The 16,147-nt window shown below is 71.4% G+C and carries 17 protein-coding genes; 6 read left to right on the top strand and 11 right to left on the bottom strand.

Going from position 1 to position 16,147, the window contains the following annotated elements; genetic code table 11:
* Positions 1-3: 3 nt before the first annotated feature.
* From HNR73_RS33765 to HNR73_RS33755, 3 genes are all read right to left on the bottom strand, one after another.
* Positions 4-1,125 (bottom strand): VanZ family protein, encoded by a 1,122-nt coding sequence (locus HNR73_RS33765; RefSeq protein ID WP_184791977.1) that lies wholly within the window; start codon positions 1,123-1,125, stop codon positions 4-6.
* Positions 1,126-1,260: 135 nt separating this feature from the next.
* Complete coding sequence (locus tag HNR73_RS33760) at positions 1,261-1,470, bottom strand: hypothetical protein (protein ID WP_184791975.1); 210 nt, start codon at positions 1,468-1,470, stop codon at positions 1,261-1,263.
* Positions 1,471-1,507: 37 nt separating this feature from the next.
* Positions 1,508-2,305: a DUF2785 domain-containing protein gene (locus HNR73_RS33755; RefSeq protein WP_184791973.1), complete on the bottom strand. Its 798-nt coding sequence runs from the start codon at positions 2,303-2,305 to the stop codon at positions 1,508-1,510.
* Positions 2,306-2,405: 100 nt separating this feature from the next.
* On the opposite strand from HNR73_RS33755, the gene HNR73_RS33750 reads away from it, so the two are divergent.
* The 4 genes from HNR73_RS33750 (at position 2,406) to HNR73_RS33735 (ending at position 8,092) form a co-directional block, all read left to right on the top strand.
* Positions 2,406-4,706: a helicase-associated domain-containing protein gene (locus HNR73_RS33750; RefSeq protein ID WP_184791971.1), complete on the top strand. Its 2,301-nt coding sequence runs from the start codon at positions 2,406-2,408 to the stop codon at positions 4,704-4,706.
* Between the two features lie 632 nt (positions 4,707-5,338).
* Positions 5,339-6,097, top strand: coding sequence for a phosphoglyceromutase (locus HNR73_RS33745; protein ID WP_184791969.1), 759 nt, complete (start codon positions 5,339-5,341; stop codon positions 6,095-6,097).
* A 61-nt stretch (positions 6,098-6,158) separates the two neighbouring features.
* Positions 6,159-7,352 (top strand): sensor histidine kinase, encoded by a 1,194-nt coding sequence (locus HNR73_RS33740; RefSeq protein ID WP_239122192.1) that lies wholly within the window; start codon positions 6,159-6,161, stop codon positions 7,350-7,352.
* Between the two features lie 59 nt (positions 7,353-7,411).
* On the top strand, positions 7,412-8,092 hold the full coding sequence (locus tag HNR73_RS33735; protein WP_184791967.1) for a response regulator: 681 nt from the start codon (positions 7,412-7,414) through the stop codon (positions 8,090-8,092).
* A gap of 157 nt (positions 8,093-8,249) precedes the next feature.
* Here HNR73_RS33735 and HNR73_RS33730 read toward each other — a convergent pair whose 3' ends face one another.
* From HNR73_RS33730 to HNR73_RS33720, 3 genes are read right to left on the bottom strand one after another with little or no spacing between them, the layout of a single operon-like run.
* On the bottom strand, positions 8,250-9,236 hold the full coding sequence (locus HNR73_RS33730) for a CU044_5270 family protein (RefSeq protein WP_184791965.1): 987 nt from the start codon (positions 9,234-9,236) through the stop codon (positions 8,250-8,252).
* Positions 9,233-9,838, bottom strand: a complete 606-nt coding sequence (locus tag HNR73_RS33725) for an RNA polymerase sigma factor (RefSeq protein ID WP_239122193.1) — start codon at positions 9,836-9,838, stop codon at positions 9,233-9,235. Before HNR73_RS33725 ends, HNR73_RS33730 begins: the two co-directional genes overlap by 4 nt.
* A 44-nt stretch (positions 9,839-9,882) precedes the next feature.
* The gene (locus tag HNR73_RS33720; RefSeq protein WP_239122194.1) at positions 9,883-10,326 is read right to left on the bottom strand and encodes a MarR family winged helix-turn-helix transcriptional regulator; all 444 of its coding nucleotides are present in this window, start codon (positions 10,324-10,326) and stop codon (positions 9,883-9,885) included.
* A gap of 64 nt (positions 10,327-10,390) precedes the next feature.
* On the opposite strand from HNR73_RS33720, the gene HNR73_RS33715 reads away from it, so the two are divergent.
* The gene (locus HNR73_RS33715) at positions 10,391-11,416 is read left to right on the top strand and encodes an alpha/beta hydrolase family protein (protein WP_184791963.1); all 1,026 of its coding nucleotides are present in this window, start codon (positions 10,391-10,393) and stop codon (positions 11,414-11,416) included.
* A 40-nt stretch (positions 11,417-11,456) separates the two neighbouring features.
* Here the strand turns inward: HNR73_RS33715 and HNR73_RS33710 are convergent, their stop codons facing one another.
* Positions 11,457-12,329, bottom strand: coding sequence for an NmrA/HSCARG family protein (locus HNR73_RS33710; RefSeq protein ID WP_184791961.1), 873 nt, complete (start codon positions 12,327-12,329; stop codon positions 11,457-11,459).
* Positions 12,330-12,386: 57 nt separating this feature from the next.
* Between HNR73_RS33710 and HNR73_RS33705 the strand changes: the two genes are divergently transcribed.
* On the top strand, positions 12,387-12,845 hold the full coding sequence (locus HNR73_RS33705) for a MarR family winged helix-turn-helix transcriptional regulator (protein WP_203686422.1): 459 nt from the start codon (positions 12,387-12,389) through the stop codon (positions 12,843-12,845).
* A gap of 30 nt (positions 12,846-12,875) precedes the next feature.
* Here the strand turns inward: HNR73_RS33705 and HNR73_RS33700 are convergent, their stop codons facing one another.
* The 4 genes from HNR73_RS33700 to HNR73_RS33685 all read right to left on the bottom strand — a co-directional run bounded on the left by HNR73_RS33700 (position 12,876) and on the right by HNR73_RS33685 (position 16,134).
* Positions 12,876-13,529 (bottom strand): NUDIX hydrolase, encoded by a 654-nt coding sequence (locus HNR73_RS33700; RefSeq protein ID WP_203686433.1) that lies wholly within the window; start codon positions 13,527-13,529, stop codon positions 12,876-12,878.
* Position 13,530: 1 nt separating this feature from the next.
* Complete coding sequence (locus HNR73_RS33695; RefSeq protein WP_184791957.1) at positions 13,531-14,682, bottom strand: thiolase family protein; 1,152 nt, start codon at positions 14,680-14,682, stop codon at positions 13,531-13,533.
* Positions 14,683-14,749: 67 nt separating this feature from the next.
* Complete coding sequence (locus HNR73_RS33690; RefSeq protein ID WP_184791955.1) at positions 14,750-14,983, bottom strand: hypothetical protein; 234 nt, start codon at positions 14,981-14,983, stop codon at positions 14,750-14,752.
* A 221-nt stretch (positions 14,984-15,204) separates the two neighbouring features.
* A complete protein-coding gene (locus HNR73_RS33685; protein ID WP_184791953.1) occupies positions 15,205-16,134 on the bottom strand; it encodes a Ppx/GppA family phosphatase in 930 nt (309 codons plus the stop codon).
* Positions 16,135-16,147 lie beyond the last annotated feature (13 nt).

The following is a 16,147-nucleotide window of genomic DNA, read 5'->3' as shown; positions in this document are numbered from 1 at the left end:
ACTTTATCGGTCGGCGGCGGTCTCCAGGTTACGAGTGAGCAACGGATTACGGTCGATCGTGGTGTTCACGGTCCGAGACAGTCGCTCGTACGGAGTGCGACGGTCGCGCCCGAACAGCGCGGCCAGCGGCGACCACACCCACGCGACCAGGACCGCCACCAGGATCAGCCACCGGTACCAGGGCTCGGAGGTGTCGTCACCGGTCGCCGACAACCCGATCCCGAACCAGATCAGCCACAGCGGCGCGAGCAGCACCCCGTACCGCAGCAGCAGCTCACCGGGGCCGGGGCGCGCGCCGTCGTCGCCGGTCACGCGCAGCAGCACCGCGCGCTTCCCGACCGTCCACCCGCCCGTCGCCCACGGCACGAGCCAGAACCAGGCGAGGCCGACGCCCGCGCCGATCGCGACGAGCGGCCCGTCGCCGACGGCGACACCGGCGAGCACGAGCCCGCCGACGATCAGCGTGAACGCGAACAGCCACCCCAGCAGGTCGGTCAGGTAGGCGATGGCGCGACGGGTGAAGGTGACGCGCCCGGCGAAGCGGTCACGGTCGCGCGCGGGATCGACGCGGGGGAGCAGCCGCGAACAGGGCCCGGCGACGAGCCAGCCGAGGACGGCGCCAGCGGTGTTGCACATGAGGTCGTCGACGTTGAACTGGCGGTAGGGGCACGGGTAGACGAACCACAGGCCCGTCAGTTGCGTCAGCTCGAAGAACAGCGAGGTGCCGAAGGCGACCAGCAGCGACGACGGCAGTCCGCGCCGCCACAGGTAGCGCAGGTAGAAGCCGAGGGGGAACAGCAGCGCGACGTTGAGCAGCGTCGGCCACAGCGCGGCGGTGCCGTTGCGCGTGATGTCGCCGACGAAGTTGAAGGGCGTCAGGTTCGGCCGGGACGCGTAGGTGTGGGCCGCACAGGTCGCCGCCCGGTCGACGGGCAGCGGGATGACCGTCTGGAGGAACGCGGCGAGCGCGTAGAACACGAAGGTGTAGAAGACCAGCCCGGCCCAGCCGCCGGCGCGGCCGCGTCGCCGGTAGGACACGAACGCGGCGGGCAGGACGATGAGGGCGGCGAGGACGGGGAAGACGTAGACGGCCGTCTCGACGGGGAGGAGGTAGTGCTGGAACATCGCGCGACCGCCGTGCTGTCCGGACCGGGTGGATCTGGACAGATTAGGGCAAGACGGGCGAAGGCTCGGGTGCTTTGGTCATACCCGGGCACGCGTCAGGCCCGGCCGGAGCCGGGCCCGCGTGGTCGTGCGGTTCTAGTGCCCGCCCGCGTAGGAGTCGAGGCGCGGCTCGACCGGGGTCGAGTGCTCCCAGTTGAGACCCTCGACGGGCAGCGGGAAGGTCAGGTCGTCGCCGAAGGGCGAACCGGCCGCCGGACGGTCCGAGGTGAGCTCGGTCAGCGGCAGGTGACCGTCGCCTTCCGTCACGACCTTGACGCGGGACTTCTTCACAGCTGAGGACGCCATGGCGCTAGTTTGACATGCCCGCGCCGCCGTCGCCCGCTCAGCCCGCGATGGGCGCGACGACGGCCGTCGTCGCGGCGATCCGCTCACGCAGAACGTCGCGGTGGACGAGCGCCAGGACCGGGTCGGCGCGCCAGTGCGGCCGCACGCCCCGGTCGGCCAGCAGGTAGAGGACACGCAGGGTCCGCAGGGCGTTGGCGACGAGCGGCTCGATCCGGCTCCGGTCGCGCCCCTCGAAGGCCGCGGCCACCGTCGACAGCCAGCCCGTCGCGTCCTCCTCGCCGAGCTCGGCGCGGGTCAGCGTCAGCGCGACGGCGTGCGCGAGCCGGTCGTCCTCCATCGCGTCCCACACATGCGGTGCCGGGGTCGTCATCCGCCGCGCCGCCAGCGCCAGCATCTCCACCGCGTCGACCTCCGGCCGCCGCCCGAAGGTCCCGAGGAGGTCGGCGCCGTGCGCGACCGCGTGCAGCCAGCCCAGCTCCGGATCCAGCCCGCGCAGATCCTCCTCACCGGTGTACCAGTCGCTGAACGCCTCCACCCACCGCGACTCGAACACCCCCGCCGACACGATCGCGTCGAGGATGAGCGGCGCGAAGGTCCGCGCCTGGATCTCCGGGTCGGCGAACCTCGCCGCCATCGCGTCGCCCAGTTCCCGCAACGCGTCCTCGTCGAGCACCCCGCGCCCGATCCACGTGGCCAGCACGCTGTAGCCGTGCCGGTCGCGCACCACCGGATCCCGCGAACGCAGGGCCTCGCACAGCTCCGTGACGAGCCCGGGAACCCCCGCGCCGTCGGGCACGGCGAACCCGCCGTCGATGATCTTCCGCCAATCGGTCATTCGCGCAGGCTATGGGCCGGACCCCCGCGCATGCATCCGCATTAGCGCGTCACGCGCGGCCACGCGTCGGTAGCCGTGTGCACGGCGTACCTTTGACGAGATGTCCGCACCCGCCCTACCAGGAGACCAGCTCGCCGTCCGGCTCCGCCGCATGTCCGACGAAGCCCTCGCCGGCCTGCTCCGCGACAGGCCGGACCTCGCCGTGCCCGAGCCCGCCGACTTCACCGCGCTCGCCGCCCGCGCCACGGCCCGCGCCTCCGTCGCCCGCGCCCTCGACGGCCTCGACCGTTTCGCCCTCCAGATCCTCGACGGACTGCGCTACGTCGCCACCGACGGAACCGCCGACCTCGACGCCCTCCTCACCCTCGTCGACGACACCGAGAACACCCTCGCCACCGTCGACCGCCTCCGCGGACTCGCGCTCGTGTGGGGCCCCGACGCGCAGATCCGCGTCAGCGACGCCGCCGCCGACCTCCTCGGCCGCTACGTCGCGGGCCTCGGACGGCCCGCCGAAGAACTCGATCCCGACGTCGCCGCCGTCGTCGCCGACCCCGCGACACTCCGCCGCACGATCATGGCCGCGCCCCCCGCCGCGCGCGCCGTCCTCGACCGCCTCGCCGCCGACGGCCCCCTCGGCACCGTCCGCACCGGATCCCTCCGCGACGACGCCGCCGACACCCCGCTCCGCTGGCTCGTCCGGCACCGCCTCCTCGCCCTCGTCGGCGACGAAGGCGACGACCGCACCGTCGAACTGCCCCGCGAGATCGGCATCCTCCTCCGCCGCGACACCGGCCCACTCGGCGCGATCCAGTCCGCACCGCCCCAGCCCGACTACCCCGTCGTCGACAGCCGCGCCGTCGACAACGCCGGAGCGGGCGCCGTCATGGAAGCCGTCAGGCTCACCGAAGCCCTCCTCACCGCACTCGCCGACGCCCCCGCGCCCACCCTCAAAGGCGGCGGCATGGGCGTCCGCGACCTGCGCCGCCTCGCCGCCGGCGCCGACATCGACAACGCGCTCGCCGCCCTGCTCCTCGAAACCGCCTACGCCGCCGGGCTCCTGGGCGCCGAGGAGGAATGGCTCCCGTCGTCGGCCTTCGACATGTGGCGCACCATTCCCATCGCGTCGCGCTGGGCGCGCATCGCCCGTGCCTGGCTGACGATGCCCCGCGAAGTCGCCCTCGTCGGCGGCAAGGACGACAAGGGCAAGCCCTTCAACGTCCTCGCGCCCGAGCTGAGCCGCACGATCGTGCCCAAACGCCGCACCGAGGCCCTCGGCATCGTCGCGGGGCTGCCCGCGGGGAGCGCGCCGACCGTCGACGACGTCCTCGCGTTGCTGTCCTGGCACCATCCCCGGGCACGCGACCTCGACCGCTCCCGAGCCGTTCTGCGCGAAGCGGCCGCCCTGGGCGTCACCGCCCGCGACGCCCTCACCTCCTACGGCCGGATGCTGCTCGCCGAAAGGAACCCCGACGACGATCCCCTGGGCGTCACCGCGCCCGAGGTCGACCCCGTCGTCGAACGCCTCGACGCGCTCCTCCCACCACCGGTCGATGAGGTCGTCGTCCAAGCCGACCTCACCGTCGTCGTTCCCGGCCCACCCTCGACGACACTGGCGACGGAACTGCAGATGCTCGCCGAACGCGAATCGCCGACCGTCTACCGTGTCTCCCCGGCCTCCATCCGCCGCGCACTCGACGCCGGATACACCGCCGAAGACCTGCACGCCCTCGTCCGCAGGCGTTCCCGTACGGAGATTCCGCAGGCGCTCACCTACCTCATCGACGACACCTCCCGGCTCCACGGAGGCCTGCGCGTCGGTACCGGAGGCTGCTACCTGCGCGGTGAGGACGCCGCCCTGCTCACCGAAGTCTTCGCCGACCGCCGCCTCGCCCGCTTCGGACTGCGGCGCATCGCCCCCACGGTCCTCATCACCAGGGCCCCCATCACCGAGTTGCTCGATGCCCTCCGTGAATACGGCTACGCCCCCGTCCCCGAGGACGCCGCAGGCGCCGCCGTGCTCACCCGCCCCACCGCACGGCGAGCAGCCTACGCGGCCCGCCCACCGCACGCCACCGACGCCGTCCCCAGAATCGACGGTGTCCCCCTCCTCGCCCTGATCGAACGCCTCCGCCGCGTCGACGCCCACGTCCGCAGCAGACCAGCCGCGATGACGTCGGTGAGCGACTCGTCAGCCGCCCTATCAGTGCTGCAACAGGCCCTAAGGGAAAAGCAGCCGGTGTGGGTCGGCTACCTGGACGGCCACGGAGCACAAGTCACGCGACGACTGCTACCCGTCTCCCTCGGCGCGGGTTACCTACGCGCTGAGGACCAGCGAACGGACACACTGCACACGGTCGCCCTACACCGCATCACCGCCGCGTCACTCGAAGAGCCGAGCTAAACATCCGCGCTCGACCAGCCCTAACGCCGGGCACCTTACTTTCCGCGATCAGCGAAGCGGACACGACAACCGCATCACACCGCACCCCACCCCCAGCGACGACGGCGGGTTCGCTTTCCCGCACCAGGTCGCGCGCAGCGCGACACACCCCCCACCACTACTAACCTGTGTCTCCGTCGCTTCGGCCGTTGATTGGACGACATGAAGGTTCTGGGGCTGTCAAGGGCGCTCTTTCCCTTGATTGCCCCAGGTTCTTCATGTGCCCTTGAAAAGGCCGATAAGACGGAGACAGGTTGTGCCGAACAACCTCAGCCCGCACCCCGGCCACCCGGCCGCAGACCGCTAAGGCACCCCCAGTCTCCCGAGCGAGGCCGGGGGTCAAGGGGGCGAAGCCCCTTGCGGGGTCCGGGGCAGAGCCCCGGCAACGCCCCCGCACCCAAAGAAAAAGACCCCTCGCCGCAGCGGGCGAACCCGCCCCCAAGGAACCAGACATTCCGGTGAACCCCCCACCCCCTGAACACCACCCCACCCAACGCCAGAAATGAACGCGCCGAGTGGCGAGCCCCCCAACTTCAACCCCTCTCCCCCGCCTCGTTCCCCGCCCGCCACCCCCATACGGCAATATCGTCTCCATGAGCACCGACATCGGCACCCTTGTCCTCCTCCGCCACGGCGAGAGCGAGTGGAACGCGAAGAACCTGTTCACCGGCTGGGTGGACGTCGACCTCACCGCGAAGGGCGAGGGCGAGGCCCGGCGTGGCGGCGCGCTGCTCGTCGAGCATGGGCTCCTTCCCGATGTCGTCCACACGTCGGTGCAGCGTCGTGCGATCCGCACCGCCGAGCTCTCGCTGCACGCGGCCGACCGGCACTGGATTCCGGTGAAGCGGTCGTGGCGTCTCAACGAGCGTCACTACGGCGCCCTTCAGGGCAAGAACAAGGCCGAGACGCTCGCCGAGTACGGCGAGGAGCAGTTCATGTTGTGGCGCCGCTCGTACGACACGCCTCCGCCGGCGATCGACCCGGGCGACGAGTACTCGCAGTCGGGTGACCCGCGTTACGCGGAGCTGCCTCCCGAGCTCGCTCCTCTCACGGAGTGCCTCAAGGACGTCGGTGTCCGGATGCTGCCGTACTGGTACGACGCGGTCGTCCCCGACCTGCTCGCCGGGAAGACGGTCCTCGTCGCCGCGCACGGCAACAGCCTCCGGGCGCTGGTCAAGCACCTGGACGGGATCTCCGACGCCGACATCGCCGGCCTGAACATCCCGACCGGCATCCCGCTGCGGTACGACCTCGACGCCGGGCTCAAGCCGACGAACCCCGGCGGCACCTACCTCGACCCGGAGGCGGCCGCCACGGCCGCCGCAGCAGTCGCGGCGCAGGGACGCAAGTAGCGAACGGCCGAGTGCACGCTGGCCGTGCGGTCAGCGTGTCTCCGGTCCTAAAATCGGCGGCGTGAACACAGCGGACCTGCTCGCGGCGACGGCACTCGTCTGCGGCGCCCTTCTCGGCGCCGCGATGGTCTACGTCCTCACCCACCGCAGCATGCGCGCCCGTGCCTCCGTCCCACCGTCCACCGGAGCCGTTGGCACCGTCCCGGAAGGGAGCCCGGTCATCACCGACATCCCAGGTGAGAAGGTCCTCGCCACCCTGCGAGCCGGGGTGGTGCTGCTCGGCGCCCGCGACCAGCTGGAGTACGCCAACAAGGCCGCGGTGAGTCTCGGCGTCGTCGGCGAGGGCCACCTCGACTCCTCCGTCCTGCGCGGTCTCGTCTCGCACGTCCGGCGCAGCGGCAAGAGCCGCGACGCCGAGCTGGAACTCCCGCGCAAGGGCGGGGGCGAGCCGGTGTCGGTGCGGATCCGCGTGACGGCCCTGCCCGACGACAGCATCGTCATCGAGGCCGAGGACATCAGCGAGCTGCACCGCGTCGAGCGGGTCCGGCGCGACTTCGTCGCCAACGTCAGCCACGAACTGAAGACCCCGGTCGGGGCCATGCAGCTGCTCGCGGAGGCGCTGCAGGACGCCGTCGACGACCCCGAGGCGGCGGCGCGGTTCACGTCGCGCATCCAGCACGAGTCGGCGCGGATGGCGCGGCTGGTCACCGAGCTCCTCGAACTGTCGCGCGTGCAGGGCGCCGAGGCGACGCCGGAGCCCGTCGACGTCGAGATCGACCGGATCATCCTCGACGCGCTCGACCGGGCGCGCACGGGTGCGGCGGCGAAGAACATCTTCATCAACGTCACCGGCGAGCGCGGCCTCGTGACCTACGGCAGTGAGTCGCAGCTGGCCACGGCCTTGGGCAACCTGATCGACAACGCGATCAACTACAGCCCGGTCGACACGACCGTCACGATCGAGACCGGCAACGGCGGCGCCGAGTTGACCGTTTCGGTCACCGACGAGGGCATCGGCATCGCCGAGGCCGACCTCGATCGCATCTTCGAACGCTTCTACCGGGCCGACCCGGCGCGCTCCCGCGCGACGGGTGGCACCGGTCTCGGTCTGGCGATCGTGAAGCATATTGCGGGGAATCATGGCGGTAGGGTCTATGTGAGCAGTACGCCCGGAACCGGGTCTACGTTCACCTTGTTGTTGCCTAGCCGTACGGTGCGATCCGCTGACCCGGCACCGACAGAGGGTGAGATGTAGAAGTCTTCGCAGGTCCGACGGCTGTCGTCGGGCCGTGCTGCCGGGCTGAAGGGAAAGTCGTGACCCGCGTACTAGTCGTGGAGGACGAGGAGTCGTTCTCCGACGCGTTGTCGTACATGCTTCGCAAAGAGGGTTTTGAGGTCTCCGTGGCCGCCACCGGGCAGGCCGCGATCAGCGAGTACGAGCGCAATGGGGCCGATGTCGTACTGCTGGATCTCATGCTGCCGGAGAAGTCCGGCACCGAGGTTTGTCGAGAGCTGCGGGCCACCTCCTCCGTGCCGATCATCATGGTGACGGCCAGGGACAGTGAGATCGACAAGGTCGTCGGGCTGGAGATCGGCGCCGACGACTATGTGACCAAGCCGTACTCGCCGCGCGAGCTCGTCGCCCGTATCCGGGCGGTGCTGCGGCGCCACGCCGAACCGACCGACCCGCTCGTGACGGTTCTGGAGGCGGGCCCGGTCCGCATGGACGTCGACCGGCACGTCGTGTCGGTCAAGGGCGACCAGGTGCCGATGCCGCTGAAGGAGTTCGAGCTCCTGGAGATGTTCCTGCGCAACGCCGGCCGGGTGCTGACGCGGGGGCAGCTCATCGACCGTGTCTGGGGCGCCGACTATGTCGGCGACACCAAGACCTTGGACGTGCACGTCAAGCGGCTCCGCTCGAAGGTCGAGGTGGAGCCGGGCAAGCCCAAGCACCTGGTGACGGTGCGGGGCCTGGGGTACAAGTTCGAGCCTTAACCGAGGACCGCGAACGCCGGGGCGGGGGCCTTCGGCGGGCGCGGACCGGGGAAAGGGCCGCGGCTCACGCCGCGGCCCTTCTTTGTCCACAGGTCCTGTGGAAAACTCTGTGGAAAACCCGCCCGTGGCTGTGGACAAGTTGTGGACGGGGTGTGGATTACTCGGTGTCGCCGGGTTCGGCGACGACCTTCGTGCTGCTCGCCTGGACCGACCAGCCGTCCTCGCCGGGCGCCCGGTAGCGGGTGCCGAGCACGTCGGAGGTCTCGGGGTCGATGACGATCTCCTCGCGGGCGCCGCTCTCGTCTTCGAAGCCGATGGCGACGCCGGTGCGGCCGAGCACGTCGACGGTCCCGTCGGCGCGGGTCACGCCGTCGAGCGTGGCCAGGGCCTCGAAGAGGGCCGACCGCTGCGCCGGCGCGAGGGTCTCCCCGGTCGTGGTGAGCACACTGAAGCCCTTCTTGAACAGCACGTGGGCCTCGGTCTCCGCGTGGCCTCCCCGCAGGGCCGCGAGCATGCCTTCGGCGTCCTCGGGCAGCGAGGCGAGGTAGTCGCGGGTCGGGATGGACAGGCTCGGGCCGTGCGTCGCGAGGTACTCGGCGGTCTCGGCGCGTTCGGCCTCGATGTCCTCCTTGGGGTTGGACGGGTCGGGCATGAGCTGCTCGCCGTTCTCGATGAGCAGGACCATGAACATGCCGAAGTCGATCTCGTGCCAGGACTCGCGGACGTCGAGGTTCTCCGGGTCGTCGGCGAGGTAGAACGTGTCGCGGACGTAGACGTAGTCGCCGGTGCTGTGCTCGGCGCCGGTGTAGCGGCCGGTGTTGAGGGCCGTGTAGCGCAGGACGGCGGCGGCGTCGGCGTCGACGGCGAGGCCGTTGGAGGTGCCGGTCACACCGGGGGATTCGGGCGTGGTCTCGCCCCCGAGGGAGCCGAGCGCGACCGCACCGAGCGCGATGGCGGCGACGGCAGGCAGTGCGACGACGGCGATGCGGCTGGGGGTGAGGAAGGCCCTGCGAGCGGTCATGGTGCTGCCCTTCTGCTGTTTCAGGAACGTGGCGCGCACGGAGGCGAGGCGCTCGGGGGTCGCGTCGTCGAGGTCTTCGCGGAAGGAGGCGACGAGCCGCAGGTCGTCGTCGTGGTCGGTCATGGCGTGGTTCCCAGTCTTTTGCGCAGGTGGGTTCGCGCCCTCGACAGCCGCGAGCGCACGGTCCCTTCGGGGATGCGCAGTGCCGCGGCGATCTCGGGGTAGGTGAGTTCGGCGACGGCGAAGAGCAGCAGCACGTCGCGCTGGTTCGCCTTGAGGGAGGCGAGGGCGTCGGCCAGTCGGCGCGACATGCCCTGCGCCTCGACGCGGTCGAGGCTGCGGTCGGTGGCGTCGGCCGTCCTGAGGGGGTCGACGCCGGTCTTGGCGAGTGCCTTGTAGGCGCGCGCTTCGGTCCGGCGGTGCCGTCGCATGAGGTTCGTGCAGATCCCGTACAGCCAGGGCAGCGCGCTGGGGCGTCGCGGGTCGTAGCGGTGGCGGTTGGCGAAGGCCGTCAGGAAGGTCTGGGAGACGAGGTCGTCGGCGAGGTCGGGGCCGACGCGGCGGGCGGCGTAGCGGTGCAGCGCGGCGGCGTGCCGGTCGAAGAGGACGGTGAAGCGGTCGGCGTCGCCGAGGACGTGTTCGGCGTCATCGGTGTCGGTCGCCTCGCGCGGGCGGGGTGAACCGCGGGCGACGAGGCCGGGTATGTCGGCGTGGATGGTGGTCACGTCCTGTTCTTGCCCGGACGCCCGGCCGGGGTTCCGTTTCCCGCCTAGAGTTTCCCGGCGGCCTCACCGATCGCGACGCCGACGCGTTTGAGCAGGTCACGGAGAGTGTCCCGCTCGTCGGCGGTGAGGGCGGCGGCGATGGCGCGTTCGACGGTGACCGCGCGTTCGTCGGCGGCGGTCAGGGCGCCGCGGCCGGCGGCGGTGAGGCGGACCTCCTTGATGTGGCGGTGCCACTCGTGCGGGGTCCGCTCGATGAGGGCGTGTTCTTCGAGGTTGCGCAGGACGACGGTCATGGCCTGGGGGGTGACCAGGCAGGCGCGCGCGAGGGCGGCGGCGGACATGCCGGGGTTGCCGTCGAGGGCGTAGAGGGCCGCGTACTGGGGGACGGTGAGCCCGGCGGCGCGGACGGCGGCGTTCTTGGCCGACATGAGCTCTTGTTCGGTGCGTTTGATGTCGAGGCCGAGCCGTTCGCTCGCGGGCATGCTCATCGCTACAGACTAGCGGTGTAATCAAGACTTTGAGAACTATCAAAGCTTTGATACTGTCGCGGCCATGAACTTTCTGGACCTGGACGACGTCCACACCGGCTTCATCGCCGCGAACCGTTCGCGCGTCCTGGCCGCGGGCGTCGACCCCTACGCCTACGACCGCGTGATCGACGGCATCGGGCACATCCGCGAGTGGCCGGGCGCGTTCATCGCCGCCGCCGAGGCGCGGGTGGCGCTCGCGCGGGACGGCTCGGCGGCGACGCGGGCCGAGGCCGACCGGGCGGCGGCGCTGCTGTTCCACTTCGCGACCGTGCTGCCCGACACGGACGAGGAGCGGCGGACACGGGCGGCGACCGCCGCCGCCGAGGCCATGACCCGGGCGCTCCCGTCGGCGGTGCCGGTCGTGGACGAGCACCCGGCGGAGGGCTTCCACGGATTCCTTCACTTCCCAAACGATTCCGTTCACGAACGAAACCATTCGACAACCACCGTGATCCTCGTGCCGGGAATGAACTCCAGCGCGGTCGAATTCACCGGCGTCGCCGAGGTCCTGGTCAGGCGCGGCCTGGCCGTCCTCGCGATCGACGGCCCGGGGCAGGGCGCGTGCCCAGGACGCTGGCAGCCGAAGTTCGAGCGCGTCGTCGGGCGGGCGATCGACGCGCTGCCGGACGTCGCGACGGTCGGGGTGTGGGCGATGAGCATGGGCGGTTGGCTGGGGGCGAGGGCGGCGGCGTACGAGCCGCGCGTGCGGGCGCTGGTCGCGGTGAGCGGGCCGGGCGAGCTGCGCTGGCCGGAACTGGTGCCCTACGTGAGCGACACCTTCCGGCGCCGCACCGGCGGCGAAGCCGCCGCGCGAGCCTTCGCGGCGAACGTCGACGGCAACGGGCTCGCGCCGAAGCTGACCGTGCCGACCCTGGTCGTCGAAGGCGGGAAGGACGAGATCCCCGGCGTGGGGAACCTCGCGGAGTTGGCCGGGGCCGCGAAGCAAGGCGAGCTCATGCTGATCCCCGAAGGCGGACATCTCGTCGAGGAGCAGCGCCACGAGTGGCTGCCGAAGGCGGCGGACTGGCTGGCGACGCGGCTGGGGTGAGGACGCGGCACCCGCGCCCCCTCAACGAACACCCCGCCCCTCACCCCTCCCAGTCAACCCCCGCCGCCCAGTCCTCCACGCTGTGCCACCCGACCTGCGGGTGGTCGCGGCGGAGGGCGGCGACGTCGACGTCCATGCCGGTCTCGGTGAAGTAGCCGAACATGGCGGCGAGGTCGGTGGAGTAGCGGCGGGTGACGTCGAGCGGGACCTCCTCGTAGACGAGCTCCCAGCCCGAGGCGGCGGCGATGGCCGCGCCGATCTCGGCGGGGGTGCGCTCGTCGGAGGCGATGTCCACGCGGCGGCCGGCAAACTCGGCGCGCCGGTCGAGGGCGAGGGCGGCGAAGGCGCCGATGTCGGCGGCGGTGATCACGGCGAGGAGCCGGTCGGCGGGCATGGGCAGGGCGAAGACGCCGTTGCGCAGGCCTTCCATGCTCCAGCCGGAGGTCCAGTTGTCGAGGAACGCGGCGGGGCCGATGACGGTCCAGTCGTGGCCGAGGTCGCGGAGGTGCCGTTCGACGCGGTACTTGGTGTCGAAGTGGGGGATGCCGGTGGCGCGGTCGGCGTTGGTGGCGGAGGTGTACACGATGTGACCGACACCGGCGGCCTTGGCGCGGTCGAGGAGGGTGACGGACTGGCGGACCTCGGTGTCGAGGTCGGTGCCGAAGGGGGTCGACATGGCGAACAGGCCGTCGGCGCCGGCGAGGGCGGCGTCGAGGCTGCCGGGGTCGTCGAAGTCGGCGCGGACGACGTCGGCACCGAGTTCGGCGAGTTCTTTCGCGGCGATCGACTCGGGGTCGCGGGTGAGGGCGCGGACGTGGTGGCCGAGGGTGAGGAGGGCGCGGGCGGTGGCGCCGCCCTGGGCACCGGTGGCGCCGGTGACGGCGTGGACCGAAGGATAGGATGACTGCGTCATGCAGATAATCTAAGTCGGATTGCCTGCGTCGCGCAAGCATTTAGGAATGGAACGACTGTGACACACAGCACTCGACTCACCGAGCTGGAGATCGCCTCGCGGCACTACATGGCCTCGTACGTGCTGTTCAACCAGGCCGTCGCCGACCACGTCGGCATGCACCCGACCGACGTGCAGTGCCTCAACCTCATCACCGCCGAGCCCGAGCCCGTGACGACCGGCGCGATCGCCGAGATGACCGGCCTGACCAGCGGCTCGGCGACCCGGCTGGTCGACCGGCTGGTCAAGGCGGGTTACGTCGAGCGCGTGCGCGACACCGACGACCGCCGCAAGGTCCTCGTCCGCGTCGTCCCGGAGGCACTCGCCGGGTACGGCGCCATGTGGGCACGCCTCGGCGCGGGCTGGCGCGAACTGCTGGAGGAGAACACGCCCGAGGAAAAGCAGGTGCTCCTGCGGCACATGCGCCGGACGGTCGAGCTGTCCCGACGCCAGATCGAGCAGCTCCGGGAGGCGTAGCGCGGAGCTCGTGAACGAGCCGGGGCCGGGTTACCCGCCGTCCGGGCGCGGATAGTCGGCGTCTCCCGGGATCGCCATGCGCGGCGGGTCGGTGTCGAGCACGACGCGCGGCAGGATCGGGGCGAGGTCACGACTCAGGGCCGCGCTGAGCACCGAGGCCGTCGACGGGTGCTCGGCCAGGTCGGCGAGGGTCACCGCGGTCGGCGGGAGCATCATGTCGGCGAAGCGGTCGAGCGCGTCCTTCGGCGCACACCAGATGGCGCGGTCGGCCTCGCTGCCGAGGTTGGCCGGCTCCTGGCCGCCGGGGAGGGCGGCGACGTAGAACCACGTGTCGTAACGGCGGGGCTCGAACTCCGGGGTGATCCACCGCGACCAGGCCCGAAGCTCCACAGAGGACACTCCGGTCTCCTCTTCGAGTTCCCGGGAGGCGGTCGCCGCGATGTCCACATCGGACGGTTCGGCGCGGCCGCCGGGGAAGGCGTAGAGACCACCGGCGAAGACCATCGTCGCGGCCCGGCGGATCATGAAGACCTCGACGCCGACATCGGCGGCGTCGCGCAGCAGCAGTACCGTCGCGGCCGCACGCGGTTCGGCCGGTACGGCGTCGCCCGCGTAGAAGTCGCGGGCGTGGGCGGCGAAGGCGGGCGGGAGGGCACGGACGTCGCCGCGCGGGCCGGCGGGCAGGTCAGTCAACGTGGACCGCCACCGCGATCCCCTGCCCGACACCGATGCAGGCCGCGGCGATCCCGTAGCCGCCGCCGCGTCGCCGCAGCTGCGCGCACAGGTCGATGATCACGCGGACCGCCGAGGCGCCCAGCGGATGGCCGTAGGCGATCGCGCCACCGTCCACATTGACCTTCGCCGGGTCGAGTTCGGGCAGCAGCTTCAGGTTCGACAGGACCATGGCGGCGAAGGCCTCGTTGATCTCCCAGGCGTGAATGTCCCCAAAGGACAGATCCAGGCGGGCGAGGAGTTTGCGGATCGCGTCGGCGGGCGCCACCGAGAAACGCTCCGGGGCGATGCCCACGGTAGCCGAACCGATGATCCGGCCGAGCGAACCCTGCGTGCGGGGTCCGATGAGGACGGCGGCGGCGCCGTCGTTGATCGGCGAGGAGTTCCCGGCGGTCACGGCGCCGTCGGGTGAGAAGGACGACTTCAGGGACGCGAGCTTGGCCATCGAGGTGTCGGCGCGGATGCTCTCGTCGCGGCGGATGCCGTTGACCTCCATGACATGTGGAGCGTGGAGGCCCTTGTCCCAGGCGGCCGCGGCGAGCTGGTGGCTGCGCAGCGCCCACTCGTCCTGGGCGACACGGTCGACGCCGAGTTCGTCGGCGACGCTCTCCGAGCAGGCGCCCAGCGAGCGCGTCCACTCGTCGGGGAATTCGGGGTTGACCATGCGCCAGCCGAGGTGCGTGGGGTACATCTCCATCGCGCGCGGCAGGGCCTCATCGGGTTTGGGGATGACGAAAGGCGCGCGGCTCATGCTCTCGACGCCACCCGCGACGACGTAGCGGGCGTCCCCTGTGGACACCGCGCGGGCGCCCTGGACGAGGGCCTCGCCGCCGGAGGCGCACAGGCGGTTGATCGTCACGCCCGGCACGGTCACGGGAAGGCCCGCCAGCAGCGCGGCCATGCGCGCGACGTTGCGGTTGTCCTCACCGGCGCCGTTGGCGTCGCCGAGCAGCACATCGTCCACATCGGACGGATCAACGCCCGTGTTACGCGCCATCAACTCGGCGATGGGCAGGGCGGCGAGGTCGTCGGTGCGCACGGTCGACAACCCGCCCCGGAATTTGCCGAAGGGGGTGCGTACCGCGTCGATGAGGTATGCGTCCACGTGGTGACCCTATCGGCCCGGAGCGTGAAGCGGGAGTGGCGGCGGTCTCACCTGTCGGGACGACGGCTCAGCCGCCGAAGAAGTAGCCCCAGCCCAGCGCGGCGAAGATCAGCAGCCCGACGATACCGAGAATCCGGAGCCTGATCGGGCCGGGGCCGCCGGGGCGGTAGGCACTCATCTTCTTCGGCCAGATCACCATGAACAGCGCCCCGGCCAGGGTGAAGGCGACGAGCGCGCCGACGAGGACCGGGCCGACGATGCCGCGGACGGGTTCGGGGAGGAGCGGTTCGGAGGCGAGCACGGGGCTCCTCTCGGTTGCGGCGGATCAGGCCGGGACGAGGGCGGCGCCGGTCGAGCCGTCTTCCGGGCACGGACTCCCGGTCGTGGGCGCCGGGAAGCCGGACGTGAACGGGTGTCCAGCGTGTTCGCTCGCCGGCTCACAGCATGCCTGGTGTCGTCAACCCGCCCGGGACGGCCACGGCGGGCGCGCGGTGGTGAGCGCCCCGGGTCGACGTGTCCCCGTCAGCTCCCCAGCTGGTCCAAGTACCGCAGGATCACGCCTTCCCGGAGCGCCCACGGGCAGATGTCCAGCTCGCGGACCCCGAGGCGCCACATCGCGGTCTCGGCGACGACGGCTCCGGCCATGAGCTGGTGGGCGCGGCGGGGACTGACGCCTTCGAGTTCGGCGAGGGCCGCCGACGACAGCCGCCGCACGAAACCCACCGTCTGGTGCAGGCCGGTGAGGGTCAGCGACCGGGGGGCGCGCAGTCCGGCCGCGGAGGGCGCGGCGCCGGAGAGGCGCGCGAGCGTGCGGAACGTCTTCGAGGTCGCGGCGACGCGGTCGAAGGGCCCGATCTTGGACACGCGCGCGGCGGCGTCGTTCAGCGCGGTGGTGACGTAGTCGGTGAGCGCCTCGACGCTCTCGGGCGTCGCCGGGTCCTCGCGCAGCCAGTCGCGGGTCAGGCGGCCGGCGCCGAGGGGCACCGAGAGCGCGACCTCGGGCAGTTCGTCGACGCCCGCGGCGACTTCGAGGGAGCCCCCGCCGATGTCGAGGACCAGGAGTTTGCCGGCCGACCATCCGAACCACCGCCGTACCGCAAGGAAGGTCAGCCGCGCCTCGTCGTCGCCGGCGAGGACCTGGAGGTCGATGCCGGTCTCGTCGTGGACGCGGGCGAGGACCTCCTCACCGTTGGTGGCGTCGCGCACGGCCGAGGTGGCGAGGGTGATGAGTCCCTCGGTGCCCATCTCCTGGGCGGAACGCTGCGCGTTGTCGACGGCGTGGATGAGGTCGTCGACGGCCTGCGCCTCGATGTTCCCGTCGTCGTCCAGGCGCTCTGCCAGGCGCAACGCCGCCTTCTCGGAGTGCAGCGGCCACGGGTGCGCGCCCCTGTGCGCGTCCACCACGAGCAGGTGGACGGTGTTGGATCCCACGTCGAGCACACCGAGCCTCATGGCGCCACGCTAC

It is taken from the genome of Phytomonospora endophytica (assembly GCF_014202425.1).
GTDB lineage: Bacteria > Actinomycetota > Actinomycetes > Mycobacteriales > Micromonosporaceae > Phytomonospora > Phytomonospora endophytica.
The sequence above is the reverse complement of the archived record's forward strand: the minus strand, read 5'-3'. Positions and strand labels throughout refer to the sequence as shown.